24 protein-coding genes are annotated in these 26047 nt (G+C 42.5%); 12 read left to right on the top strand and 12 right to left on the bottom strand.

The genetic code is table 11. The annotated features are described in order from the left end of the window. The first annotated feature begins 59 nt into the window (after positions 1-59). Entirely contained in the window at positions 60-584 is a 525-nt protein-coding gene (gene lspA, locus ACQFX9_RS05000) for a signal peptidase II (RefSeq protein ID WP_427160980.1), read from the top strand. Positions 585-737: 153 nt separating this feature from the next. Here lspA and ACQFX9_RS04995 read toward each other — a convergent pair whose 3' ends face one another. Next, positions 738-1391, bottom strand: a complete 654-nt coding sequence (locus tag ACQFX9_RS04995) for a hypothetical protein (RefSeq protein ID WP_427160979.1) — start codon at positions 1389-1391, stop codon at positions 738-740. A gap of 446 nt (positions 1392-1837) precedes the next feature. Here ACQFX9_RS04995 and ACQFX9_RS04990 point away from each other — a divergent pair, with 446 nt between their 5' ends. After that, positions 1838-4108, top strand: coding sequence for a transglycosylase domain-containing protein (locus ACQFX9_RS04990; RefSeq protein WP_427160978.1), 2271 nt, complete (start codon positions 1838-1840; stop codon positions 4106-4108). 113 nt (positions 4109-4221) lie between these two features. Here the strand turns inward: ACQFX9_RS04990 and ACQFX9_RS04985 are convergent, their stop codons facing one another. Both ACQFX9_RS04985 and ACQFX9_RS04980 read right to left on the bottom strand, forming a co-directional pair. Beyond that, positions 4222-5766 carry a DUF4335 domain-containing protein gene (locus ACQFX9_RS04985; RefSeq protein WP_427160977.1) on the bottom strand — a complete coding sequence of 515 codons (1545 nt, stop codon included), beginning with the start codon at positions 5764-5766 and terminating at the stop codon, positions 4222-4224. Next, positions 5763-6389 (bottom strand): DUF3038 domain-containing protein, encoded by a 627-nt coding sequence (locus ACQFX9_RS04980; RefSeq protein WP_103140172.1) that lies wholly within the window; start codon positions 6387-6389, stop codon positions 5763-5765. The genes ACQFX9_RS04985 and ACQFX9_RS04980 overlap by 4 nt, the downstream gene beginning before the upstream one ends. Positions 6390-6813: 424 nt before the next feature. On the opposite strand from ACQFX9_RS04980, the gene ACQFX9_RS04975 reads away from it, so the two are divergent. From ACQFX9_RS04975 to ACQFX9_RS04960, 4 genes are all read left to right on the top strand, one after another. Continuing rightward, positions 6814-7332: an adenine phosphoribosyltransferase gene (locus tag ACQFX9_RS04975; protein ID WP_427160976.1), complete on the top strand. Its 519-nt coding sequence runs from the start codon at positions 6814-6816 to the stop codon at positions 7330-7332. A 182-nt stretch (positions 7333-7514) separates the two neighbouring features. Then, a complete protein-coding gene (locus ACQFX9_RS04970) occupies positions 7515-8555 on the top strand; it encodes an ABC transporter permease (RefSeq protein ID WP_427160975.1) in 1041 nt (346 codons plus the stop codon). Positions 8556-8638: 83 nt separating this feature from the next. After that, entirely contained in the window at positions 8639-8920 is a 282-nt protein-coding gene (locus ACQFX9_RS04965; RefSeq protein ID WP_103140175.1) for a hypothetical protein, read from the top strand. A gap of 28 nt (positions 8921-8948) precedes the next feature. Next, positions 8949-9554 (top strand): hypothetical protein, encoded by a 606-nt coding sequence (locus ACQFX9_RS04960; protein ID WP_427160974.1) that lies wholly within the window; start codon positions 8949-8951, stop codon positions 9552-9554. 58 nt (positions 9555-9612) lie between these two features. Here ACQFX9_RS04960 and purF read toward each other — a convergent pair whose 3' ends face one another. Together purF and purL are read right to left on the bottom strand one after the other, a co-directional pair. Continuing rightward, on the bottom strand, positions 9613-11112 hold the full coding sequence (gene purF, locus ACQFX9_RS04955) for an amidophosphoribosyltransferase (RefSeq protein WP_427160973.1): 1500 nt from the start codon (positions 11110-11112) through the stop codon (positions 9613-9615). Positions 11113-11326: 214 nt separating this feature from the next. Next, positions 11327-13675, bottom strand: a complete 2349-nt coding sequence (gene purL, locus ACQFX9_RS04950; RefSeq protein WP_427160972.1) for a phosphoribosylformylglycinamidine synthase subunit PurL — start codon at positions 13673-13675, stop codon at positions 11327-11329. Between the two features lie 113 nt (positions 13676-13788). Here purL and ACQFX9_RS04945 point away from each other — a divergent pair, with 113 nt between their 5' ends. Next, positions 13789-14235, top strand: a complete 447-nt coding sequence (locus tag ACQFX9_RS04945; protein ID WP_427160971.1) for a hypothetical protein — start codon at positions 13789-13791, stop codon at positions 14233-14235. A gap of 26 nt (positions 14236-14261) precedes the next feature. Then, positions 14262-14789 (top strand): hypothetical protein, encoded by a 528-nt coding sequence (locus ACQFX9_RS04940; protein ID WP_427160970.1) that lies wholly within the window; start codon positions 14262-14264, stop codon positions 14787-14789. Between the two features lie 251 nt (positions 14790-15040). Here ACQFX9_RS04940 and ACQFX9_RS04935 read toward each other — a convergent pair whose 3' ends face one another. The 3 genes from ACQFX9_RS04935 to groES all read right to left on the bottom strand — a co-directional run bounded on the left by ACQFX9_RS04935 (position 15041) and on the right by groES (position 18253). Continuing rightward, entirely contained in the window at positions 15041-16090 is a 1050-nt protein-coding gene (locus ACQFX9_RS04935; RefSeq protein ID WP_427160969.1) for an HNH endonuclease, read from the bottom strand. A 104-nt stretch (positions 16091-16194) separates the two neighbouring features. Beyond that, on the bottom strand, positions 16195-17829 hold the full coding sequence (groL, locus tag ACQFX9_RS04930) for a chaperonin GroEL (RefSeq protein WP_427160968.1): 1635 nt from the start codon (positions 17827-17829) through the stop codon (positions 16195-16197). A 112-nt stretch (positions 17830-17941) separates the two neighbouring features. Next, the gene (gene groES / locus ACQFX9_RS04925; protein ID WP_066375868.1) at positions 17942-18253 is read right to left on the bottom strand and encodes a co-chaperone GroES; all 312 of its coding nucleotides are present in this window, start codon (positions 18251-18253) and stop codon (positions 17942-17944) included. A gap of 981 nt (positions 18254-19234) precedes the next feature. Here groES and ACQFX9_RS04920 point away from each other — a divergent pair. From ACQFX9_RS04920 to ACQFX9_RS04910, 3 genes are all read left to right on the top strand, one after another. Then, the gene (locus ACQFX9_RS04920) at positions 19235-19912 is read left to right on the top strand and encodes a response regulator transcription factor (protein WP_236140710.1); all 678 of its coding nucleotides are present in this window, start codon (positions 19235-19237) and stop codon (positions 19910-19912) included. 436 nt (positions 19913-20348) lie between these two features. After that, positions 20349-20858 carry a gluconokinase gene (locus ACQFX9_RS04915; RefSeq protein ID WP_427160967.1) on the top strand — a complete coding sequence of 170 codons (510 nt, stop codon included), beginning with the start codon at positions 20349-20351 and terminating at the stop codon, positions 20856-20858. Positions 20859-20997: 139 nt separating this feature from the next. Continuing rightward, positions 20998-21339, top strand: coding sequence for a DUF1815 family protein (locus ACQFX9_RS04910; RefSeq protein ID WP_236140708.1), 342 nt, complete (start codon positions 20998-21000; stop codon positions 21337-21339). 204 nt (positions 21340-21543) lie between these two features. On the opposite strand, the gene asnS is transcribed toward ACQFX9_RS04910, so the two are convergent. Beyond that, entirely contained in the window at positions 21544-22935 is a 1392-nt protein-coding gene (gene asnS, locus ACQFX9_RS04905) for an asparagine--tRNA ligase (RefSeq protein ID WP_427160966.1), read from the bottom strand. A gap of 85 nt (positions 22936-23020) precedes the next feature. Then, entirely contained in the window at positions 23021-23386 is a 366-nt protein-coding gene (locus ACQFX9_RS04900; protein ID WP_427160965.1) for a hypothetical protein, read from the bottom strand. A 50-nt stretch (positions 23387-23436) separates the two neighbouring features. Between ACQFX9_RS04900 and ACQFX9_RS04895 the strand changes: the two genes are divergently transcribed. After that, complete coding sequence (locus tag ACQFX9_RS04895; protein ID WP_427160964.1) at positions 23437-23733, top strand: DUF6439 family protein; 297 nt, start codon at positions 23437-23439, stop codon at positions 23731-23733. Positions 23734-23784: 51 nt separating this feature from the next. Here ACQFX9_RS04895 and ACQFX9_RS04890 read toward each other — a convergent pair whose 3' ends face one another. Further along, entirely contained in the window at positions 23785-24234 is a 450-nt protein-coding gene (locus ACQFX9_RS04890) for an ATP-binding protein (RefSeq protein ID WP_427160963.1), read from the bottom strand. 411 nt (positions 24235-24645) lie between these two features. Continuing rightward, positions 24646-26028, bottom strand: a complete 1383-nt coding sequence (rlmD, locus tag ACQFX9_RS04885) for a 23S rRNA (uracil(1939)-C(5))-methyltransferase RlmD (RefSeq protein ID WP_427160962.1) — start codon at positions 26026-26028, stop codon at positions 24646-24648. Positions 26029-26047 lie beyond the last annotated feature (19 nt).

Raw genomic sequence — 26047 nt, 5'->3', positions numbered from 1 at the left:
TAGTATTTTTTAGTACCTGCGCTCCAATTCTTAGTCCTGATCCTCTACCCCCTAGTTTCATGCGTTTCAAAAATCCTCTTTTTCTAAGTATTGCTTTTGTCATCGTCATTTTAGACCAATTAACAAAATACTGGGTGGTAGAAGTAGTTGCGTCTTGGCCGTTGGAAACTGTCACTAATCCGAAAACCGGCTTGACCTACGATAGACACACTCTACCACTCTTACAAGGTATATTTCATTTGACCTACGCAGAAAATCCTGGTGCAGCCTTTAGCATACTAAGTGGACAGATAGATTTACTCCGTTGGCTTTCTTTAGTAGTCAGTTTAGTGTTAATAGGATGGGCTTTGTTTGGGCCAGTTTTAAATCGTTGGGAGCAGATAGGATATGGCTTTATCTTAGGTGGTGCCATAGGTAATGGTATTGATCGATTTGCTCTAGGCTATGTAGTTGATTTTTTTGATTTTCGACTGATTAATTTTGCTATATTTAACGTGGCAGATTCATTTATTAGTATAGGTATTGTTTGCTTATTAATTGCTTCCCTGCAAAAAACACCTAGTTCCAATCGCAGAGTGCATTAACAGAGTTTTCAATTCATGAAAAAAAAGGAACAAGCTGGAAAAACTTGTTCCTGAAAAAGTCTTGATTTTAGATACTTGGTTGTTTCAGGAAGAGAGAGGTGATATTTCACCATCTCTACAGAAAATTTATTCTTCAACAGAGTTGCGGCACTTCTACTTTCCAGTAGCAGGAGTTGAAGGTAAATCAGAGCCGGGAAGTTGGTTTGGAGATGTGCTTTCCGGTGCGGGAGTGGTGCTTCCAGGAGTGGTAGATTCTGGTGCTGTGATATTTCCTGGTGCGGGAGTGGTGCTTCCAGGAGTGGTAGATTCTGGTGCTGTGATATTTCCTGGTGCGGGAGTGGTGCTTTCAGGAGTATTAGATTCTGGTGTTGTGATATTTCCTGGCGCGGGAGTGGTGCTTTCAGGAGTAGTGGATTCTGGTGCTGTGGTATTTCCTGGTGCGGGAGTGGTGCTTCCAGGAGTGGTAGATTCTGGTGCTGTTGTGCTTCCAGGGGTAGTAGATTCTGGTGCTGTGGTATTTCCTGGTGCGGGAGTGGTGCTTTCGCTGGGTTGGGTTTCTACTTCAGTGCTACCAGGCGCGCTGGGTGCGGTAGGTGTAGTAGACTGATTACCTGCACAACGAGAGTTAAGTGGAAAACGTTCACACAGAATTTTAAATCCTTCTGGGGACAATTTGATTTCCGTTGGTGAACTTGTAGATGAGCTACTAGATTGAGCAATAGGGGATTTACTAGATTGAGCCAAAGCCATGTTAGCTGTGATTGCCAAAGTCAGGGCTGTACCAATCAGGGTCAGAGATTTTCCCATAATTCTGAACTTAACCTTAACGGAAACGGAACACTCGCACCATTAAAACAGACAATAGATTTTTTGAAAATATTCCTAAATGGGGATGTTTGCTTTTGTTGTAATGTTATGTGGATGTGCAGAGTAGTAGACTTTCAAGTTTTACTTTGTTGTTCAAAGTTTTAATAAATACTAAAAATGGTAAGTAGTATATGGTGCGATTAAATAACTAAAAATCAGGTTAAATAACCGTTTTACCGGATAATTCAAGATTTTAATTGGTATTAATGAGTAACGAAATAATCAAGTAAATTTACTTGAGATACAATCTCTTGATGTAAGATTGAATCGGCAATAATTCCGTATAGCCAATTAATGTTTTGGCTTATGAGTAAAATGGTGTAAGACCAATCAGAGAAACTGCCATTAACCCGATTCTTCACTCTTCACTGTGATGTAAGTAGCCGATGAACTCTCCCCAACCTCCCCAAAAGCCACAAACGTTACTTGGTCAACTGACTCAAGCAGTACATACGATTCAAGCTAGGGTTGACTTTTCTAAATTGGCACTCAAGCCTAATGCCAAGGTACCAGAACTCTGGGTGCAGGATGCCGGAGCAGATAAGGCAGAGATATATCCATTGTTGGGCGATCGCTATCTTTTGGGTCGCAGTTCCAAATCCTGTGATATAGTCATCCGCAACCCCGTTGTCAGCCAAATTCATCTGTCCCTATCGCGGGATTCTTCACACCGTAAACCCGTATTTGTGATTAAAGATGAAAACTCCACAAATGGTATTTATCGCGGTAAGCGACGCGTTAATAATTTAGAACTACGTCATGGCGATATTCTTACCCTCGGCCCGCCAGAACTAGCGGCTTCAGTGCGGTTACAGTACGTCGATCCGCCACCTTGGTACGTCAAAGCTGCAACCTGGACTGGTTATGGTGCAGCTGGTGTGAGTGCCTTGCTAGGGTTGGTAATTGGGGTGGAATCTTTAAAATTTCGCGTCCGTCCTCTACCCACAGCAACCCGTGCGCCTGTGGTAGTATACGCCCGTGATGGTAGTACCCCTTTACGTGAACCCAGGACAGTGGCTCACGTAGATATGAAGCGGCTAGAAGATTTTGGGCCTTATTTGCCGTCGGCGGTGATTGCTTCGGAAGATAGCCGCTATTATTGGCACATCGGGGTTGACCCCTTGGGTGTTTTACGGGCTGTGTTGATTAATACCCGGAGTGGAGATGTCCAGCAGGGAGCTAGTACCATCACCCAACAGGTTTCTAGAAGTTTGTTTCGGGAATATGTGGGCGCGCAAGACTCCATTGGGCGCAAAGTCAGAGAAGCCATTGTTTCTTTGAAATTAGAAGCCTTTTACAGCAAAGATGAAATTTTGCTGACTTATTTGAATCGGGTATTTTTGGGGGCGGATACCTCTGGATTTGAAGATGCGGCTAAATACTACTTTGATAAATCAGCTAAGGATTTAAACCTAGCGGAAGCAGCTACTTTAGTGGGTATTTTACCAGCTCCCAATGCGTTTAACTTTTGTGGAGATGGGCCAAGGAAACTGGATGCAGCCGACTATCGCAACCGTGTCATTAAACGGATGCTAGAAATGGGCAAAATTAGCCAAGAAGAGGCTAACCGCGCCAGAAGATCCACAGTCCAAGTCAGTCCTAAAGTTTGTGAGCAGCAAGCTAAGACAATTGCACCTTATTTTTATGATTATGTATTTGTGGAATTAGAAAACATTCTGGGTGAAGGTGCAGCCAGGGAAGGAAATTACATCATTGAAACTCAGCTAGATCCGAGAATTCAAGCTCAAGCAGAAGCATCTCTGCAAAATTCTGTCAGAACAGCCGGTTCAACCTTTCGCTTTTCTCAAGGGGGAATGGTCACTTTAGATACTAGAACTGGTGGTATTTTGGCTATGGTGGGAGGCACAGACTACCGCCAAAGTCAGTTTAATCGGGCTGTACAAGCAAAACGTCAACCAGGTTCTACATTTAAAATTTTTGCCTATACCCAAGCCATTGCCCAAGGTATACCAGCATCTAGGACATATTCCTGTTCTCCTTTAACTTGGCAAGGTTTTACTTATCGGCCTTGTCGTTCAGGAGCAGATATAAGTTTAGATATTGCTACTGGCTTGGCACTTTCAGAAAACCCTATTGCTTTGCGAGTGGGTAGGGAAGTGGGTTTAGATAAAGTGGTGTCAATGGCACAGCGTTTAGGGGTAAAGTCATCTCTTGACCCAGTACCGGGTTTGATATTGGGTCAAAGTGTAGTCAATGTTTTAGAAATGACTGGCGCGTTTGGTGCCATTGGCAATCAGGGCGTATGGAATCCTCCCCATGCTATTAGTAGGATTTTAGACAGCAGTGATTGCCGCGATCGCAATGATTTTAAAACCTGTCGTGTCATTTACTCCTTCGATCAAGACCGAGAAGCCAACAAAAGAGTTTTACCCACTGCTGTTGCTGACGAGATGACTAATTTAATGCAAGGGGTAGTAACAAGGGGGACTGGACGTAGCGCAGCCCTTGGACTTGGGGAAGCTGGCAAAACTGGTACAACCGATAAAAACGTTGACTTGTGGTTTATTGGTTTTATCCCCAGCCGCCGACTAGTTACAGGTGTGTGGTTAGGTAACGACAATAATTCACCCACTAACGGCAGTAGCGCACAAGCTGCTCAGTTATGGGGCAATTATATGCGGAGAATTACAAGGTAAATTGGGCATTGGGCTAATCAATTCAAAATTCAAAATTCAAAATTCAAAAATTTTGGGGATTGGGCATTGAAGTAAATTCAACCTTCCTTGTCTCCCCAATCCCCAATCCCCAATCACTGATACCCCTGCCAAGGAGTAACTTCTAATTGACCGCTAGGCTTGAAGATGACTTGAAAGTGTGCTAGAGCTTGTTTATTATCAGGGGCGGTGGAGTTGGAACCATAAACAGCTTGCATAATTTGGGGTAAAGGTGTTTCCCGAAAATAGTCAAAAGCTACTTGGTTTAGAGGTTCATAATCAGCAATTACGCCGTCCTTACTAATAGCAACACGATACTTCAAATCTTTGTTGAAGGTGGGGGTACCACTCCATTTTTGTCGGACTGTATCGTAAAGTGTTTTATTTAAAGTTTTGATGGTGTTGGAGTCAGTGATTTTTGCCCCTATGACTTCTGGTGTTCTGGCATATCCCCGCCAAGGACTAACCTCTAATATGCCTTTGCTGGTAAAAACGACCTTAAATTGGGCAATGGGTTCATTAGGAATGGGAGGACGTTTCGCCAGACTATAAATGAGGTTGGGTAAGGGAGTTAATTCTATACCTTGGTTGGCTTCTTTGTTTACGGCTTTGTAACCGACAATGGAACCATCCGCCGCTACCCCCACACGATAAACTAAATCCTGTTTAACTTCTGTGCGACTCTTCCAAGAGGGTTCAATTTGATTCCAAACTTGACGATTTAAAGCTTTGAGTTGGGAGGGATCTGTAATTTCATTAACGTTACTCAAAAGGGCTTCTAAATCTTTGATAGCAGGTGGAGTTGTGGCTGCTGTGGGTGCGGGTGTAGAAGTTGCAGCGACAGTTGTGGCTGCTGTGGGTGCGGGCGTTGCGGCGACAGTTGCTGCTGCTGTAGGTGTGGGAGTTGCAGCGACGGTTGTGGCTACTGTGGGTGTGGACTCAGCAATGGGTGTGGTTGTAGTGGTAGTGCTGGGAGTCTGAGTAGGAGTATTAGTTGAGGTGTTAGAACTTCGCTCCTGTGGTTTGGTTTCTGGTGGACGAACTTCTGGGGCAGGAATTAAACTGAAGGCGATCGCCGCCACTGCTAAACTAGAAACACCAATAGTTGCTGGTACGGCTTGTTTGATAATGGCTTGACTAGCACCACCATAACGCCTGGTAACTGGTTGTAGTTCTAAAGATAACTCCGGTAAAGTTTGGGTGTCTGCAAAAAATTGATCTACAGCTTCCACCAAATCAAACAACTGCACCGTATTTAAATCAATTTGAATGGGTTGTTGATGACGATTCGCACCAGAATTAAACTCATCTGGCGCGTTTTCAGCATGAACTATCAACCTGTGGCGGTTAGCGTCAATTTTCTGTAATTCCACCAATTCGGAATCTTGGTTATGTGCTTGGGGATTGGGTACATTACTTAAGAATTCTTGAGCATAGCCGCTTACAGCCCTCACCAAGCTTTCAAAAAACTCTCTCCCTCCTACAAGGGGTTGATTGTGATTGGAGATATAGCATTCTGCATTGACCAATATTGACAGTTCTGGACGCAATTCTTGAAACTGCGTGCCGCGTGTAGCATCACTTAATCCCTCTAGAAGCAATGTACAATTAGGTAAACTGTACTTACGTTGAATATTCATTCCACTTCACCGTCAAAAAGACTAATCCAGAAACGCTGCATTCCAGCCGTACCAGTACAAAATAGCAATTGTCCTAGTAAATTTATCGCTAAGTCGTTCAATTTTTCATCAGAATTTACAGCCAACGCACCAAAACGACGAGCATTCATTCTGCTTTTGAAGTGCGCTCTAAATCTTTCCAAATAATTAGATAGGCGCAAATTCTGTTCTAGGGGGATTTGTTTGTCGTTCATCTGCTGGCAAATCATCAACATTTGCCGAATGACAACTGTCAACCGTCGAGCGATATAACAGGCAATCACTACTAAAGCTTTTGCTTCCATAATGCTTAAAGGGCGGCGGATATGCGCTCTTCTGATGGGGTTAGAACTCCGCATCCGCCACAAATTTACCCTATCTTTGACAATGCCCTTCAAATCCAACTCTTCAGCAAAAGCCAGGATAGCTTCAGAACCACCTAATTCTAAAGCTTCTATCGCCAATAAGATGAGATCAATTTGCAACCTAGTTCTAGCGGGACATCCCTGTCCGGCGATCGCTGGATCTGGTAAAGTGTCCAAAATCATCGGCAATGATGGGGGAGTTGGACTATTGAACGGCGTTAAGCTGGCTGAGACATTCATTCTATAAAATACCTTATGCGGTTCTAATAGACTAGATAAAACTAGTAAAACTAATTTAAGATCAACAGCTAATAATCAAGATTAAACTTGTAGCCATAACAAGTCTAATGGATATATACATTACTTAGTGCTTCTACTCCTGGAGTGACTTTACGTAAATTTAAGTTTTTAAAGCATAATTTTACTCTTTTGTCCTGTGAGTAATAATCTATCTTCAGCTTGGTGTAGATTCGCGATATCGTCAATGGATAACAGCACGGATACTATCATCCCAAGCGTATGACATTATAGTGTACGATTTTTCAGGTAACTGGGGGGAGGAGGCAGGGGGGCAGGGCAAATCAATTCAAAATTCAAAATTCAAAATTCAAAATTAAATACCCCAGTCCCCAGTCCCCAATCCCCAATCCCTTCCCTAACAACTATGGATCTAAAATCTCTCATTCGCGACATTCCAGATTTTCCTAAGCCCGGCATTATGTTTCGGGATATCACTACTTTACTGCGCGATCGCCAAGGATTGCGCTATACTATTGACTTTTTGACAGAAAAATGCAATGAGTCTGGTTTTGAGGTTGATTATGTTGCGGGTATGGAGTCACGGGGGTTCATTTTTGGTACACCGTTGGCTTATAGATTAGGTGCTGGTTTTATCCCTGTCCGCAAAAAAGGCAAGTTACCAGCAGCAGTCCATTCAGTGGAATATCAACTAGAGTACGGTACTGACTGTTTAGAAGTGCATCAAGATGCTTTACACCCAGGTAGCAGAGTCCTGATTGTAGATGATTTGATTGCCACTGGAGGAACAGCTAGTGCCACGGCTCAGTTAGTCCAGCAAATAGGCTGTGAATTAGTGGGATTTGGGTTTATTATCGAGCTACAAGATTTACAAGGACGCAAAAATTTACCAGATGTGCCAATCATTTCTTTAGTTGAATATTAGTCAATAGTCAGTAGGGGCGGGTTATGTGAGAGACTCACGTTAGAAAACGGATATTTTGGTTAAACCCGCCCGTACAATAGTCCACAGTGTTCTGTTTAACTTATGAACCAAAACTAACTTAGTAAATACTTCTCAGGTTGATTGAGGGGAAATTGTTAATTTGAAATTCGGAGCAAGGTAACGTGACTTCTACACGCATTTCTGGGGATACGTTTTGGAACTGGTTGATCAGATTTATCACCAGCGAAACCTTTATTTATGTAGTGAAACGGATATTGCAGTCGCTGTTAACTATTTTGTTAGCGTCGGCGTTGACGTTTTTCATTATGAAATTGTCTCCAGGGAACTATGTAACGACACTACAAGCAAATCCGAAAATTTCCCCTGAGAGAGTTAAAGAACTCATCGCACAATTTGGTTTAGATAAGCCGTGGACAGAACAATATAGGCTATGGTTGTGGCGCATTATCACTAAGGGTGATTTTGGTACAAGCTTTGTATACCAGCGTTCCGTTGCATCGCTGTTGTGGGAGAGAGTACCAGCTACTTTACTTTTAGCGATCGCATCTTTAATTTTCACATGGGCGATCGCTATTCCTTTAGGGATTGTGGCTGCTGTCAAACAAAATAAAGCCGCAGACCGGATTTTGCAGGTGATTAGCTACACGGGTCAAGGTTTTCCCAGTTTCATCACCGTGCTGTGTCTTTTAATATTCGCCCAATACACCACACCGTTATTTCCAGTCGGTGGAATGACTAGCATTAATCATACAGATTTATCCTGGTTCGGTAAAATCTTAGATGTAGGCTGGCACATGATTTTACCTACTATCGCCTTGAGTATCACCAGTTTTGCCGGCTTACAACGCATCATGCGCGGTGAATTACTAGACGTACTCAGACAAGACTACATCCAAACAGCACGCGCCAAAGGACTTCCAGAAAATCGAGTGATTTATGTTCACGCATTGCGTAACGCCATTAACCCATTAATTACTTTGTTAGGTTTTGAGTTAGCAGGTTTATTAGGTGGTGCATTTATCGCGGAACAGTTCTTTAACTGGCCAGGCTTAGGTAGATTAACCCTGCAAGCGGTAATCGCCAAAGACCAGTATTTAGTCATGGCGAGTCTAGTCATGAGTGCTGTATTGCTGAATGTCGGCAACCTAATGGCAGACTTATTACTGAAAGTAGCAGATCCTCGTATTCGTTTAGATTCTTAGTCAATAGTCATTAGTCATTAGTATTTATCACCCTGCTACCTTGTCCCCAATCCCCAGTCCCCAGCCCCCAGTCCCCAATCCCCATGCTCTCCGAAGTCTATTACATACTACGTTCAAAAGCTGATGGACGTTACCTCACAGCTCGTCCTAGTGAAGAAACATCAGGTTATTTATTACTCTTTCGGGAAAACTTTGATGCTTTAAGTTATCTCAACACTCACGCACCGGAAGTAGCCAACCGCTTTGCTATTGAGTCGCTTCCAGGTACACAGTTAGGTAGTCTGCTCAAACGTTGGGGTTTTATAGGTGTGGGAATTGTGACTGATCCGTTGTTACCGAAGGTGGATTTTCTACAGCACAGTTGAGTAATTCAGCGTCAGGAAGCAATAAATTATGGCTTACAGTGACTTTACTATCCGAAAAGTCAAACAAGCTTTTGGACTCAACACCATTGAAGGAGAAAAATTTCTACCAGAAATCACCCCTATTACTCCTAGTTCTACCTTGAGTGACTTTTTAGCAGAAAGTTTACCATTAGCGATCGCCACAGGTAGCGAAAAAGCTCGTTCTGAATTAGTGATTAGTCCAGTTTTACTAGAAGTACGAAAAATTCTACACCGACAAATAAGTTTATTTTCTGGTACAGAATTTACTGTAGATGCTGCATCTGGATTGAGTGGAGTTTGTGATTTTTTGATCAGTCGCTCTCCTGAACAATTAGAAATTGAAGCTCCAGCCGTAATTATTATTGAAGCGAAAAAGGCAGATTTAAATTTAGGAATTGGGCAATGTATTGCCGAAATGGTTGCTGCTCAAAAATTTAATGAAATGAACAATCAGCCTGTTTCCAGCATTTTTGGCAGTGTTACTAATGGTACTGCTTGGCGATTTCTACAATTAATAGAAAAAAATGTCACCATTGAGTTAACAGATTATCCTCTACCTCCAGTTGATTTGATATTAGGAATCTTAGCTTGGATGTTGTCTGTTGCTGATTAAAAATAAAAAAGTCAAAAGATGATTTTCTTTTGACTTGTTATTTTTACCTTTTGACTTTCTAAACTACGACTTTCTCCAAAATCAATTTAGAACGCTTCACCTGTTCAGGAATCGCTACGGGGTAATCTCCAGTAAAGCAAGCAGAACAAAAATTATTGGTATCTTCGCCAGTCGCTTCTAACATTCCTGACCAACTCAGGTAAGCGAGGCTGTCTACTTCTAATTGTTGCGCGATTTCTTCTACTGATTTGGTAGCTGCAATCAATTGATCTTGGGTATCGGTGTCAATACCGTAGAAGCAAGGATGAGTGACTGGTGGGGAGGAAATCCGCATATGTACTTCTGCTGCACCGGCTTCACGCAAGGCTTTTACTAGTTTGCGGCTGGTTGTTCCTCGCACGATTGAGTCATCCACAATAATTACTCTTTTACCCGCCAAGACATCTTTAAGCGGGTTGAGCTTCATTTTAATTCCCGATTCTCGCATGGTTTGGGTAGGCTGAATAAATGTGCGTCCGACATAACGGTTTTTAATCAGTCCTTCACCGTAAGCGACACCAGAGGCTTGGGAAAAGCCAATGGCCGCAGGTATCCCAGAATCGGGAACTCCAAATACGATATCTGCGTCTACATATGACTCTTTTGCTAATTGCCGTCCTAAACGCATCCGATAGCTATACAAGCTTTCATTGTGCATTTGGCTATCTGGACGAGCAAAGTAAATCATTTCAAAAATACATAGTTTGGGCTGGGGTTTTTGACTCCAGTGATAGGAAGCTAAACCTTCGTCGGTAATCCAAACTACTTCACCTGGTTCAACATCCCGCAGATATTCTGCACCAATAATATCTAAACCGCAGGTTTCAGAAGACAAAACATAACGGACTGGGTTTTCTGGTAAAGTCCCAATAACTAAGGGACGAATGCCATTAGGGTCACGCACACCCATCACACCCACGGGTGTACCTACGACCAAACTAAACGCACCTTGACAACGATGAAACGCCTGAATCGCCCCTTCTAACCAGTCTGCACCTGCGTTCACTGCTTCTGCGATCGCAAAGGCAATCATTTCTGAATCGGTGGTAGTCACTAAGTTAAAATTACTCTTGACTAACTCTTCCCGCAACTGCACAGTATTGACTAAATTACCATTATGTGCTAAAGCTAGTGAGCCTAAGCGAGTTTCCACAACAGCAGGTTGAGCATTAACTTTGCGGCTAGAACCTGTTGTGGAATAGCGAGTGTGACCAACACCGATACCGCCAGGTAACTCTTCTAAAATCGACTCATTAAAGACTTGAGACACCAAACCCATGTCTTTGTGCAAGTGTACAGTTGTCCCATCAAAGGTGGCAATGCCAGCTGATTCTTGACCCCGATGTTGTAGGGCATACAATCCAAAATAAGTTAGTTTGGCAACATTTTCTCCTGGTGCGTAGATGCCGAAAACTCCGCAAGCTTCTTCAGGCTTGTCAGGACGATTTCCCAGACCATTAATTGAGTCGTCGGTATGCTGGGCGTATTCATCCAAAGTGACGGAATCGATGGGAATCATGCTAGCTTTGCTCCTGGTTGGGGTGTCAAGTCACTGGGATTATTTCTTATGAACTGGATAGCGATCCTACTCTTAATAAATCTTTAACCATCCATTAAAACACTACCTTAAATGTGTCCAAAGATGCTATCGATTTAATGAAATTGGGCATTAGGTATTGGGCATGGCAATAGGTCAAAGATATTTTTTATTTACCTTTGGCCTTTTGCCTTACTTATTCTCTGACGTACAATAAACGTCTAGCGATCGCATTTTGATAAAGATTGTTCATCTCCTCGATACTAACTTGAATTAAGGTTTGGTTATCAGTGGTTAAAACACTTAAACCTGTATCGTGATTACCGACTGTACCGAGTTTTTGCCATGCTTGAGTCAGATTTGTCTGTAGATATGATTCCCAGTTTTCTTGTTGTGCTGGCGACACGGACACAATAATTCTTGCCCCACCTTCACCAAAAAGTAATTCATCGAGACGTTGTGACTGACTAGCTTCTAAATCAATTTGCGCGCCTAGTTTACCACCAAGACAGCATTCTGCTAAAGCGATAACTAAACCACCCTCAGCACAATCATGGGCTGAATTTACCCAACCTGCACGGATACCTTCACGACAAGCCGCTTGCACACGACGTTCTAAATCAAAATCTACTTTGGCAGGTCTGCCTGCTACAGTGCTGTGAATAGTGGCTAAATATTCCGATGCGCCCAAATTATTAGGAGATGAACCAAGGAGATAAATTACATCACCTGGATTTTGCCAACCTTGACCGCAAATCTTAGTTAAATCAGGAATCAGTCCCACCATCCCCACAACGGGAGTCGGGTAAATGGGTTGGGGGTTGCCTTGGGAATCAAGAGTTTCATTGTACAGAGAAACATTCCCACCAGTCACCGGGGTAGATAATTCTCGACAACCTTCTGCCAAACCCCGACAAGCTTCAGCTAATTGCCAATAACCAATGGGTTTTTCGGGACTACCAAAATTGAGGTTATCTGTCACCGCCAAAGGTTCTGCACCCACACAGCTAAGATTCCGTGCAGCTTCCGCAACTACTGCCTTAGCTCCTTCATAGGGGTCAAGGTAAACATAACGGGGATTACAATCTACCGTAGCCGCGACACCGGAGTTAAAATTTTGAATTTTGAATTTTGAATTTTGAATTGATTCCAGTGGTCTTAAGCGTACTACTGCCGCATCCGCACCACCGGGGAAAATGACAGTATTGTTCTGGACTTGGTGGTCATATTGACGATATACCCAATTTTTCGAGGCGATGGTTGGTGTATCTAGTAAAGTCAACAAAATATCACGCCAAGTTTTGATATTACCTTGAATGTCAATCCCCGCAGTGGTACAAGCAGGTAAAGCATCAACCGACCATTGCCAAGCTTTTTGGGCATATTCTGGGGGTTCTGCTAACAACTCCCGTTCATACAGTGGGGTATTTTCTGCCAAAGCATCAGCAGGGATTTCGGCGGCTACTCCACCTTGAAAGAGAATCCTGACTATAGGTTCGTTAATTACTGTACCTGCAACAACCGCCTGTAGCCCCCAACGATGGAAAATATCGATTAACTCTTGCTCTCGTCCTTTATGAGCAACAAACAGCATTCGTTCTTGGGATTCTGAGAGTAAATATTCATAGGGAACCATCCCTAATTCTCGCACCGGAATCTTATCTAAATCTAATTCAATCCCGACACCACCTTTCGCCGCCATCTCAGAAGTAGAACAGGTAATACCCGCAGCACCCATATCTTGAGCCGCCACCACTGCACCTGTTTTAAACGCTTCCAGACAAGCTTCAATGAGCGACTTTTCTAAAAAGGGGTCGCCTACTTGCACCGCCGGACGGTCATCAATAGATTCATCGCTTAATTCTGCACTAGCAAAACTAGCTCCTCCCATACCATCGCGTCCAGTAGTCGAACCGACATACAACACGGGATTTCCCAGACCTGATGCGCCAGATTTGACAATTTCCGGTGTTTCCATCAATCCTAGAGCCATCACGTTCACTAAAGGATTACCGGAGTAAGCAGGGTCAAAGTAAACCTCACCACCCACAGTGGGAACCCCAACACAGTTACCATAATGGGAAATACCAGCAACTACGCCAGAGAACAGCCTTTGGGTTCTGGGGTCATCTAGAGAACCAAAACGCAGGGAGTTCAACAAAGCAATGGGACGCGCACCCATTGTGAAAATATCTCTGAGAATCCCACCAACTCCAGTAGCAGCACCTTGAAATGGTTCAACTGCTGAGGGGTGGTTATGAGACTCGATTTTAAAAGCTAGTTGCAGTCCCTCACCCAAATCTACAACCCCAGCATTTTCCCCAGGCCCAACCAAGATGCGGGGGCCAGTAGTGGGAAACTGTTTAAGTAAAGGACGGGAATTTTTATAGCAGCAATGCTCAGACCACATCACCCCAAACATTCCCAATTCGGCTTTGTTGGGATGACGACCTAAGCGGCGGACAATTTCTGTATATTCTTCTGGTTTAATACCTTCAGCAGCGATTTCTTGGGGAGAGAAGGGAGCAGGAGATGTGGCAGTCATGGAAATAATGCACCAAAGAGTCCAGAGCATTATTGTATCGACTTACCTGTGCTGTATGTGCAGTTCTGAGAGGGTAAATAGTTTCTTATCTTCAATTTTGTAGTAATTAGCTGATGACAAAATTCTACTATCGAGGCATGGCAGAGCAAAATGGCAAGCCTAAAATCGGTCGGAGTGCCAGATTATTAGGAGTTAGGCCAGGTATTGATATCAATGTTGAGCAAATGCCTGTAGGTTATCTGAATGAGCAAGGATATTTGTTAGCAGAGTCAGAGCGCGAGTTTCGAGGAGAGCTTGTTACTGTCGCTATCAGGGATACAAAAGGAATGTCCGTTTCACTCTCCATTGAAGGTTTACCAGCATTTCGCAAACCTGCAAAATTTGGTGGAACTGGAAAAGATCCACTATGGCAAATTGATGACAGCATGATTACTGGAGATTTACAAGCTATTCAAGATAGCCCAACGCACGTTAGCATTTTGCCAAAAGTTACAATGTCTCTAGAAAGGTACGAATTAGCCTTAGCAAACACCCAAAACCATTGGGAAAGAATTGATTAGGAATATAACAATAGGAGGCTACAGTCATGGCATGGATATTTAGCTTATCAGCAGAATGTGGATCTGAAGAAATCAGTGCCAGTAAATTTGCTCAACACTTTATGGGGCAAATATTGACACTCTCAAATGGTAGCCCATGCCTATGTCGTGCAGATACTTTTCAAGATATCGAAAACAATTGGTGGTGTCGCGTTTACCCCAATAATATTAGTGAACTAGGAATAGACAGCCCTGAAAGTGCTTATTTAATGACAGAATTAGGTATTTTACTCTATAAACATCTCCGCCTTGCTCCGCCATTTCGTTATGCTTTAGTTGGTGTAGAAGTGGATGAATTTAGAACCCATAGTGAACTGATTGAAGACCTACCTAATTTATCCATACCAGGATTAGTTTTAGCCAAAAAAATTGAACAGGAAGTTGAAACATTACAAATTTTTAGAATTTTTAGTTCTGGTTATGTTTGGCAACCTTATGAGGGAGAAATTTACAATCCCTTGATGGCATCCCCAGACTTAAAAAATAAACTGAATGAACTTTTGGCTGTGAGTTGAACTTATGTCTTGATGAATTACAGAATTTCACATAATATGCCCTCATAACAATTGGCGAATTAAACTATGTCCTTAATTGAGAATTTGAGATAGCAGAAATTAGCCATAGGGACTTCCAAAGATTCAATTATTCTATGGGAATATGAAGACGATGAAGAGACTCTTTCTCGCCTAGCCTCACCATTCCTCCACGTTGCCCTAGAGAGAGAATAGTTATTTACTTGGAAGTCGCATAGCAAAAAGATTGATTGCTAAAAATAAAGTATGTTAGGCAAGTTAATATTGCCATTTTCAGCAAAAACACTGTTAATGTTTAGCCCAAAGTAGTTTACAAACCTTTTGATTACTAAATCCTGCAAGAATTGTAACTTTTCTGTTTTATTAATAACTCTACTGTATTTTAGTGTTGGTGAAGTTACTGGTCTTCCTAGTAAATAACCATTATATGTTTGTTGACCTGAATATAAACTGATATAAGTAGTATTAGTCATCATTACTGTTAGTAACATATCATTAAATGGTAAAGTTTTACTCCATATGTTGAGTATTCCTTCCATCTGGGAAATAAAACTATTTCTCATATCTTCATATCTTAAAACATCATTAGATGAATTATCTCTACCAGTTCTCAGATATTCTAAACACATTAAGAATTCACAGTGGCCGTTTCTAAAAACTTGAATTTTATGACCAAGTTTGTTTTGCACGTCGTTTGGTGATTCTTCATTAATAATTCCGTATTCATTAGGTACTGTATTATATTGATTCAAAGTATCTGAAAACAGAGAATAGCCATTAAACTTAGGTAAAATCAAGCTCTTGATTAGGCTATATAACTCTTGTGTTAAAGGATCAATACTGTCTTCATAAATATGAAGAGGTGTAAGACTTGTTATAAACCAGAGTTTATTATCAGAGAAACTAATCCATGATTTCTCTCTAGATTCAATAAACTTGGAATTATCAATTGAATTAATAGAAATATTGTTGTTAGTCAGTTGGTTAGTAACCCAATTTTCATGTTCTGACTTGATAATTCTTAATTTTTCTACTGTCCATTCTTCTTCATTCTTATCGATTAAGGTATGATGTGTTGGACATAAAAGAATTAGATTATTGTATTCATTTCTTTGTTCAGAAGTAAGGTGACTATCTCCGCGAGGGCCTTGAGGTGAATCAGCAATAATATGAGCCATTTCGCCTAGTACGCTTTTTGAACCAACAGGTGTTAATTCAATTTTGCAAATAGCACATCGATTTCCAGAACGACCCCAAAGTATTTTTACGTCTTTCTCTTTCATATTTTATGCTTACATTGTCCTTTGTAGCTTTATGTTTGATTGAAAAAAATAGCTGCTTCCACAAAAGAAGCAGCTATTTTTTAAACTTATGTGACTACAGGATATTAGTAATCGAAGTCACCACCGCCAGCACCAGCAGCAGCAGGCGCGCCATCTTTGGGTTCTGGTTTGTCAACAACGATGCACTCGGTTGTTAACACCATACCAGCGATAGAAGCAGCGTTTTGCAGTGCAGAACGGGTTACTTTCGCGGGGTCAACGATACCAGCAGCGAGCATATCTACGAATTCGTTGGTAGCAGCGTTGAAACCAACGTTGAATTCTTTCTCTTTGACGCGTTCAGCAATTACAGCACCGTTTTGACCTGCGTTTTCAGCAATTCTCTTCAGAGGTGCGGGTAATGCACGAGCAACAATCAAAGCACCAGTTAATTCTTCTTCTTTGAGGTTGCTGTTAGCCCAAGCTTCGAGTTCAGGGGTGAGGTGAGCTAGGGTTGTACCACCACCAGGAACGATACCTTCTTCAACAGCCGCTTTGGTGGCGTTGATAGCATCTTCGAGGCGGAGTTTCTTGTCTTTCATTTCGGTTTCGGTAGCTGCGCCAACTTTCACTACAGCTACACCACCAGACAACTTAGCCAAACGCTCTTGGAGTTTTTCTTTGTCGTAGGAAGATTCGGTTTCTTCCATTTGACGACGGATTTGTTCTACACGCGCTTTAACTGCAACGTCGTTACCTTCAGCAACAATGGTGGTGCTGTCTTTGGTGATGGTGATGCGGCGAGCTTTACCTAAGCTATCGAGCTTGGTGTTGTCGAGCTTCAGACCAGCATCCTCGGTGATTAGTTGACCACCGGTGAGGATAGCGATATCTTCCAGCATAGCTTTGCGGCGATCGCCAAATCCAGGAGCTTTCACAGCAGCAACGTTGAGTACACCGCGTAAACGGTTAACTACTAAGGTTGCTAAAGCTTCTTTTTCGATATCTTCAGCGATAATTACCAAAGGACGACCAGCGCGAGCTACTTGCTCTAGAACGGGTACTAAATCTTGTACCAGCGCAATTTTCTTATCTGTTAACAACAGGTAAGGCTCATCGAAAATCGCTTCCATCCGTTCTGGGTCGGTGGCGAAGTAGGGGGAGATATAGCCTTTGTCGAAGCGCATCCCTTCGGTGATTTCCAACTCGGTAGTTACAGACTTACCTTCTTCTAAGGAGATAACGCCTTCCTTACCTACTTTGTCCATTGCTTCGGCAATCATCTGACCGACTTCATCGTCGTTACCAGCAGAGATTGCACCTACTTGTGCGATCGCCTTAGAATCTTCTACAGGACGAGCGTGTTCTTTAATTTTTTCTACCAAGAAGTTGGTAGCTTTATCAATACCGCGCTTTAAGAGGATAGCGTTTGCGCCTGCGGCTACGTTCCGCAAACCTTCTTTAACAATGGCGTGAGCCAAAACGGTAGCTGTGGTTGTACCGTCACCAGCTGCGTCGTTGGTTTTAGAAGCAGCTTGGCGAATCAAAGACACGCCAGTGTTTTCAATATGATCTTCTAATTCGATTTCTTTAGCGATGGTTACGCCATCGTTAACGATTTGGGGCGCACCAAATTTCTTTTCTAATACTACGTTGCGACCTTTGGGGCCAAGGGTAACAGCTACAGCCTCAGCTAGAATGTCGATACCACGCTCTAGGGCGCGACGAGCGTTTTCGTTGTAGATAATGCGCTTTGCCATAGGTGTCTTAATCTCAGGTAGTGTAAGTCAATTTGAAAATTGGTGATTGGGTACTGGGGACTAGGGACTGGGCATGGTTTATGCTTTATGTGCCGTCACCCACACCACTCATTTAGCCAACGACTGCTAGAATGTCTTTTTCGGACAACAGTACGTATTCTTCAGTGCCGAGCTTGATGTCTGTACCGGCGTACTTGGAGTACAGCACTTTATCGCCAACTTTAACTTCCAATTCTTGACGGCTACCGTCGTCATTACGTCTGCCAGGGCCAAGGGCGACTACTTCACCTACTTGGGGCTTTTCTTTAGCGGTGTCGGGTAAATACAGACCACCTGCGGTCTTTTCTTCGGACGCGCTTACTTTAACAAAAACGCGATCGCCTAAAGGTTTAACTGTAGATACGCTTAGAGATACAGCTGCCATAATTTTAATTTCTCCAGAGTTAGCACTCTCAACTCCTGAGTGCTAATTTATCGGAGAAATACCTCCAATGGCAATGATTCAGTGGGTACGGGTTTCCGAACTATGGTTGGGGATTGGGGATTGGGGACTGGGGACTGGGGATTGGGGATTGGGGACTGGGGACTGGGGATTGGGCATAAATACTAGTTTGTTCCCTGTTCCCTGTTCCCTGTTCCCTAATGAAATTACTAAATAACTAATTTTTATACCCCTTTAGTTAGTTGCGTAAGTATAAATTCTTAATTATTAGTATTTTTCTGGTTCTTTTCCATAAGTTACGAATATTTTTATATGGTCAACTTTATTTGCAAAGTGGGGAAATTAGTATAGAACAGTAATCAGAGAGCCGCTCAATGAGTAACAATACAGTGATCTGGTGCAACAAAATACGAGTTTATTACTTGCGAGTTTGTTGTTCTAGATAGATAATAGTTGTCTACCCGGATAGTGTCTGGTTTCGCCAAGCAAACCCGGAGGTTATTGAGCGGATCGTCCGAGAACACTTGATAGGCATAATGGTGGTGAAAGAATATGCGTTTTTAACCCATCCTTTGCCAACAACTCCCTTACTTGCTCGTAAACATCTTAAGATTAAGGCTGAACATCGGCAGGGTATTGTAGAGTAGTCAGCCCATGAAAGTGCAGGTGGTTTGACAGCTAGGGTCATCATAGGCCAACACTTACTGAGTGAACTACTGTGAACTAGAAAGATTATTATTTAATCAGTGTTTTTTCACCCACCACTTTCAAAGGGATATATAATAGCGCATTATAATTACTACTGCTCTACGTATCCTTACTAGAATATTGCCAATGAGCTAACAGTCTTACAGAAAGTGGAAACTACTTGTGAGACTTCAAGTCAAGCAAGGGTAAGTTAAGTGGGAAAAATGACAACATCTCAACAATCCACCATATAAGGATAACTATATCAAGACCTTGATGGATCGAAGCGCGACAAGTGCCACTGCTATGAAAGAGCCCAGCATGAAAGATCACAAACGACTTCTACTGATTGATGATGACCCTAACCTCATCTTGCTGGTGAAGGACTATCTGGAATTCCGAGGATATGAAGTCATCACCGCAGAAAACGGACGGGAAGCTTTAGAGATTCTCGAACATGAGGTTCCCGACATGATTATCTGTGACGTGATGATGCCGGAAATGGACGGATACACATTTGTAGAACAAGTCCGGCAAAATGAACGCACAAGTTGGATTCCTGTCCTTTTCCTGTCAGCCAAAGGACAAAGTGCAGACCGAGTTAAAGGTCTCAATAAAGGTGCTGATGTCTATATGGTCAAACCTTTTGAGCCAGAAGAACTAGTAGCACAGGTAGAATCTTCCCTGAAGCAAACTATCCGTTGGAAAGACCACCAAACCAAAGGAGGCGAAAACGGTTCTCGCATCCAAGTTCCGTTTGATGTGCAATTGACTCCAACTGAACTGAAAGTAGTACAGTTTGTGGCTAGGGGTTTAGCTAACCGCGAAATCGCTGAAGAATTAAACGTTAGTCAGCGCACGGTTGAAAGCCATGTTTCCAATATGTTGGGTAAAACCAATCTCCACAACCGTACTGAGTTGGCGCGGTGGGCGATTGAAAATCAAATGGCCTAACTAGCTATCAGCGTTCAGCCGTCAGCTTTACAATAATTAACTGACTGCTGACAGCTGATAGCTTAATTATTGCGAGAAGAAATAAGGGTGTAGGGGTGTGACTGAACTTTCTGGAATTTCCTAAAAACCAAGAATTTTACTCTTCATTTCCTTGGTAACTGCTGAGGTGTGATCTGTTGGACGCTTTTCAGGAAACCAACAGTTTAAAACAATTCTCTATGGACTAACGTCCCGCTACGCTAACGCTTTTTCTGTGTTGTAACGGGGATTTAGAAAGAGCCACAACACTGGCGACTTGATAGGAGCCGGGATTTGAACCCCTAAATTTTGTTAAAATGATAGTCACACACTCCAGTCAAGAAAGTATTGCTAGGCAAGGTTTTAGGGTAAAAATTTAGATGTACCTTTAACTCAATTCCTTACTGGGAACTTGATAATGATTATTCTGCTGATGGGTGTTTCTGGGTCTGGGAAGACCACTATAGGACAGATGCTAGCAGCATCCTTAAGCTGGGAGTTTATTGACGCAGATGATTTCCACTCGCCAGCAAACGTTGAGAAAATGCGCCGTGGTATTCCTTTGAGTGATGCGGATAGGATACCCTGGTTACAAGATTTACAAACGGCAATTAAGCAATGGTTGCAAGAAAATAGAAACGTTGTGCTGGCGTGTTCTGCACTCAAAGCAAGTTATCGTCAATTTTTAGTCATAGATAGGGACGATGCTCCGCCCACCGTAGGCGATCGCGTCAAACTAGTTTACCTCAAAGGGTCTTACGATGTGATTCAGCAACGACTGCAAGCCCGTCAAAATCACTATATGAACCCCACACTCTTGACAAGTCAATTTACGACTCTAGAAGAGCCACTAGACGCTGTATGTATAGATGTTACAGCCCCGCCTCAAGTCATAGTTAAAGATATTAGAACAGCTTTGCAAATTTAATTTAAGTAGAACGACTGGGAAAAACTAAACTGAGTGAAGAATAATACAATATCAAAGAACCCTCTTCCCTTCTGTCTCGTCTTCAAGATCAATCTTCACTTCGTCCTAGCTTAACTGCGATCGCAGTAGGAGAAAACATATGTTTCTCAGATTAGCGCAACAACATCAAGAATTCATTCACGACTTGGTAATTAACTTGCAAGCCCTGGCGATCGCGCTGGAGAATAAAGGGTACACTACATCTTTCTATACTTGTGGCGACCAAATGAGAAGTGCTTCCTTCATGGTGAGTTTAGAAGAAAAGCACTTAATTCGGTTTTTAGTCTCTGACTATGGGATCACTTGGATGGAAATGTGGGATGACCGCGAGTTAATGAAATGTGAGGGAGCAGAAGCCATCACCCAATTAGACGAGTTAGCTAATTTAGTGAAATATCCTAACGGCAAAATTCCTAAATTACATTTATTCAGTAAAGTTTGATGGGTGTTAGCACATCTAACGTCAACAAATTTAACATTTATGCAAATTGCTTCATCTTAATTTATCTAAATTATGTATGACAATATCTGTAAATTTATTGCTGAAAATTTCAAAGACGACTTAGCAACCTGGTTATGCAAGAACCTTAAAATCTCAACAAAAAACCCGCAAACGCGGGTTTTGTTAGTCTCATTGATAGTGATATTAAAACTCAGCGTTTTGTGGTGTACGGGGGAAAGGAATTACATCACGAATATTACCCATCCCTGTGATGAATTGCACCAGTCTTTCAAAACCCAAACCAAACCCAGCATGAGGAACAGTACCGTAACGGCGTAAATCGAGATACCACCATAAATCTTCAGGTTTCATTCCTTGGGCTAACACGCGACGTTCTAAAACATCTAAACGTTCTTCCCGTTGTGAACCGCCGATGATTTCCCCAATTTTCGGCGCAAGGATATCCATTGCACGGACGGTTTTTTCGTCATCATTCAAGCGCATATAGAAGGCTTTAATTTGTGCGGGATAATCTGTAACAATGACTGGTTTTTTGAAAAGTTGTTCTGCTAAATAACGCTCATGTTCTGATTGTAAATCTAAGCCCCAGCTTACAGGATAATCAAATTTCACATCAGCTTTTTCTAACAATTTGATAGCATCTGTGTAAGTCAAACGCTCAAATTGATTGTTAATGATATTTTCGGCTGTAGCTAAGACTGTATTATCAATGCGTTGATTGAAAAATTCCATATCTTCTGGACATTTTGCTAACACATAATTAAAAATGTGTTTGAGAAACGCCTCAGCTAAATCCATATCACCTTCTAAGTCACAAAACGCCATTTCTGGTTCAACCATCCAGAATTCTGCGAGGTGACGAGAGGTATTGGAGTTTTCTGCACGGAAGGTAGGGCCGAAGGTGTAGACGTTGCTAAAAGCCATCGCCATGACTTCGGCTTCTAGTTGTCCACTGACGGTTAAGTAGGTGGGTTTAGCAAAGAAATCTTGACTGTAATCGATGGCTTGATTTTCTGTGCGGGGTACATTCTTTAAATCTAGACTGGTGACGCTAAATAGTTCTCCTGCGCCTTCGCAGTCACTAGCGGTGATAATGGGGGTGTGTACCCACAAAAAGCCTCTTTCTTGGAAGAATTGGTGAATGGCTGTAGAACAGGCGTTTCTGACGCGGAAAACTGCACCAAAAGAGTTGGTACGCGATCGCAAATGTCCAATGGTGCGTAAAAATTCAAAAGAGTGGCGTTTTTTTTGTAATGGATAGGTTTCGGGATCAGCATCACCGTAGACTTTCACCGCATCGGCTGTTAATTCAATGCGCTGTCCCTTCCCTTGAGAAGCCACCAGCACGCCTTTAACTTCCACTGACGCGCCTGTGTTGATTTGTTTTAAGATGGCTTCGTAGTCTGGTAAATCCTGATTGATGACGACTTGCAAATTAGCTAGTGATGAGCCGTCATTAACTTCAATAAACGCAAATCCCTTGAGTTCACGCTTCGTTCTCACCCAGCCTTGAACTACTAAAGACTCATCAGGTTGACCACTCCGCAATATTTCTGCAATCCGTTGACTTACCATATTCTGCTATCGATAGGGTTTGAATATAAGGCGTACTATTTAAAGAATGCTAACAGCTAATTCTATTCCAAATCCAATATTGCGCTTATGCAACCAAGGACTTTAATATCCAGCCTATAATAACGCCCATACCGCCAAAGCGGACGGCTTGCCAGAAAGGTTTTTTCAGGCTACGCCAAGAAAATAACTGGCTTTCTAAGTTTAGTTCTAGCAGTTCCAGTTGCTGTTTGATGTGCCGTAACTCTGCTTTAATTTCTGGTGTTTGATGCTGATTTTGCTGCAATTCTTGGCGACGTTGTTGCCATTGTGCCTTTTCGGTGCGATCGCGCTGCACTTGATCATAACGTTGTTTAAACGCCGATAGCGATCGCTCTAATTCTGCTAGTTCTTGTTCCAAATCAAATTCTTGATTTTCCCCTGACTGCTGGGATGATTTTTTTGGCGGCTTCATTTACAGGTAGTACAGTAATAAGTAAATGTAACTGCTGCCAATGGTTATTTATGTCTCAACCCAGCCAGGTTTCACAAACCAATCAACTCAATGAATTTAGCGACTTAGAACTAGCCCAAGCCCTGATGGAAAGGCTGAGTATTTCACCTAACGATTGGCATCGCCTCAAGTCTAACCGCAATTCCCGCGCTAGTGAACAAATCGCAGCCGCTATGATATTTATGCTCAAAAACCAACCCCAAGAAGCTCTTGCTAGACTAGAACAAGCTGTTGGTTGGTTAAATCGTTCTATTTCCGCCCCTCCCTGTCCGACGCATGGAAATAAGGGACTAGGGACTGGGGACTAGGGACTAGGAAAGAATTTCCTCATACCCAGTACCTGATCCCCAATCCCCAATTTACCGCCTCAAAGACAGACGGGGGCGGTTTTCCATTTGTTTACACAGTCTTAGTTCTGTCCCTTTGCGATTCCACTCTACTTGATCAAAAATTTGGTGTAGCAGACACATACCTCTGCCACTTTCTGATTCATCAGGTGGTAAATAATCGGTTGGGTTTTCATTTTCACTAGTTGTAGGACTAAAGCCAGAACCCTGGTCTGATATCACCCACCAATATTGATTGTCTATGAGGGAAAAGCGGACTACAACTTTTTTACTCGGATCAAGATTATTACCATGTTTAGCTGCATTGACTAGGGCTTCTTGGAGTCCTAGCCGCAGTTCTGCTTGTAATTTGGCGGGAATTTCCGCCAAAAGTAAGTCTAAAATAGGACAGAGATAAAGCGTTGAGGCGAAACTAAGTGTGCCCCAATAACGTCCGACTGGACGAAGGGAAATGGTAATCACGAGAGAAACCCCATAGCTTTCATTTAGCTAGACATCAGTTAGTTTTTACGGACAGCCTGATATTATTTGAGGTAGTCATACTGCCTGCAAACTTACGTCTTGATTAATAGATATTGAAAATGCTGGGGAGCATTGACTCTGTTGATTTTGTGTGATTGTTGATACATAAAACGACTTGAATTCATTCATGCTAGTACATTTAGCAAGTTGAGAAATCATAGGAATTACAGAGTTAATAAAGTTCTCTTGAAGTCGTCGATTTGTAATTTCAACAATCTTTTTATTAGTGGATAGAGCCTATGCAACTTTAGTTGTATGAGCAAAATTATTGATGTTTTGATGTTAATCCGATTTTAGCATTTTTACTATGCAATAGACTACAAATTTGCAATTTGAGTTTTTTGTAAAGGACTAAGTATCCTTGCCAAAATGTGATAGCAAGAGAAAGGCGGCGGCTTCAACATGAGACGTTTGGGGGAAAAAATCGGCGGGTTGGATGCGTTCAATAGTGTACAAGTCATGTTCACAAAGTAATTTCAAATCACGAGCCAAGGTAGCTACTTTGCAGCTGACGTAAACGATGCGCTCTGGTTTCGACAATAATAAAGATTCGATGACAGTGCGATCGCATCCCTTACGTGGTGGGTCTAGTATGACTACACTCGGTATTATTCCCATGTTTGGCAGTAATTTCTCAGCCGCACCCACTTTAAATGTTACGTTATGTATACTGTTGCGCTCGGCATTAGCGATCGCTTGTTGAACTGATTGAGCTTGTAATTCTATCCCTATAGCTTGCCGTACCTGCTTTGCTAGGGGCAAAGTTAACGTACCAATGCCGCAATAAGCATCAACTAAGACTTCATCACCCTGCAATTGTAGTTGTGACTGAATAACATTTAAGAGAGCTTCAGCAGTTTCCGTAGAAACTTGGAAAAATGTATCGGGGCGGACTTGAAATTCTAATCCCGCAAATGTCTCACGCAGATAAGGCACTCCTGCAATGCAGCGAGTTTCTGCACCGAAAATAGCATTCGTGCGCTGGGGATTGTAATTTAATGACACTCCCACTAGCTGGGGATATCGCTTGAGCCAAATTTCGGCTTGCTTAGTAATTCTTGGTAAATCTTGATCTTTGACCACCAAAGTTAATAAAATTTCACCAGTTCGCCTACCAATGCGGAGACTCAAATGGCGAATTTGTCCTTGATGGCGGTTTTCGTCATAAATTGTCCAGCCTTGCTGTTGAATATCTTGCTTAACTTCCGCTAATAACGGATTTAAGCGTGAATCCTGGACTGGACATTGATTTAAATTCACTAATTGATGGCTACCCTTTTGGTAATAACCAGCTTGTACTTGACCCGTAGTAGAAATATCTAATGGATAGGTGGACTTGTTGCGATAATCCAAAGGTGAGTGTGCTACGAGGACGGGATCTACTGATGGTGCGGTAAAACCACCGATGCGTTGTAAAGCTTGGATAACCTGATCACGTTTGGCAATGAGTTGATAGTCATAATCAATATGTTGCCACTGACAACCGCCACACTTATCAGCCACAATGCAGCTAGGGCGAATGCGGTGTGGGGAAGGTTGTAATAATTCTTTAAGTTTGCCGTGAGCATATTTAGGTTTGACATTTACCAAGCGTACCAGAGCGCGATCGCCTGGTACAGTATCCGGGACAAACACCACCCGTTCTTGAAAACGCCCCACACCGTCACCTGTATCGCTCAAATCTGCGATCGTCAGTTCTATTAATTCACCCTGCTGCCAAATAGAATTAGTCATTAGTCATTAGTCAATAGTC

It is taken from the genome of Aliinostoc sp. HNIBRCY26, assembly GCF_050235535.1.
In the GTDB taxonomy this organism is placed as follows: domain Bacteria; phylum Cyanobacteriota; class Cyanobacteriia; order Cyanobacteriales; family Nostocaceae; genus Trichormus.
The sequence above is the reverse complement of the archived record's forward strand: the minus strand, read 5'-3'. Positions and strand labels throughout refer to the sequence as shown.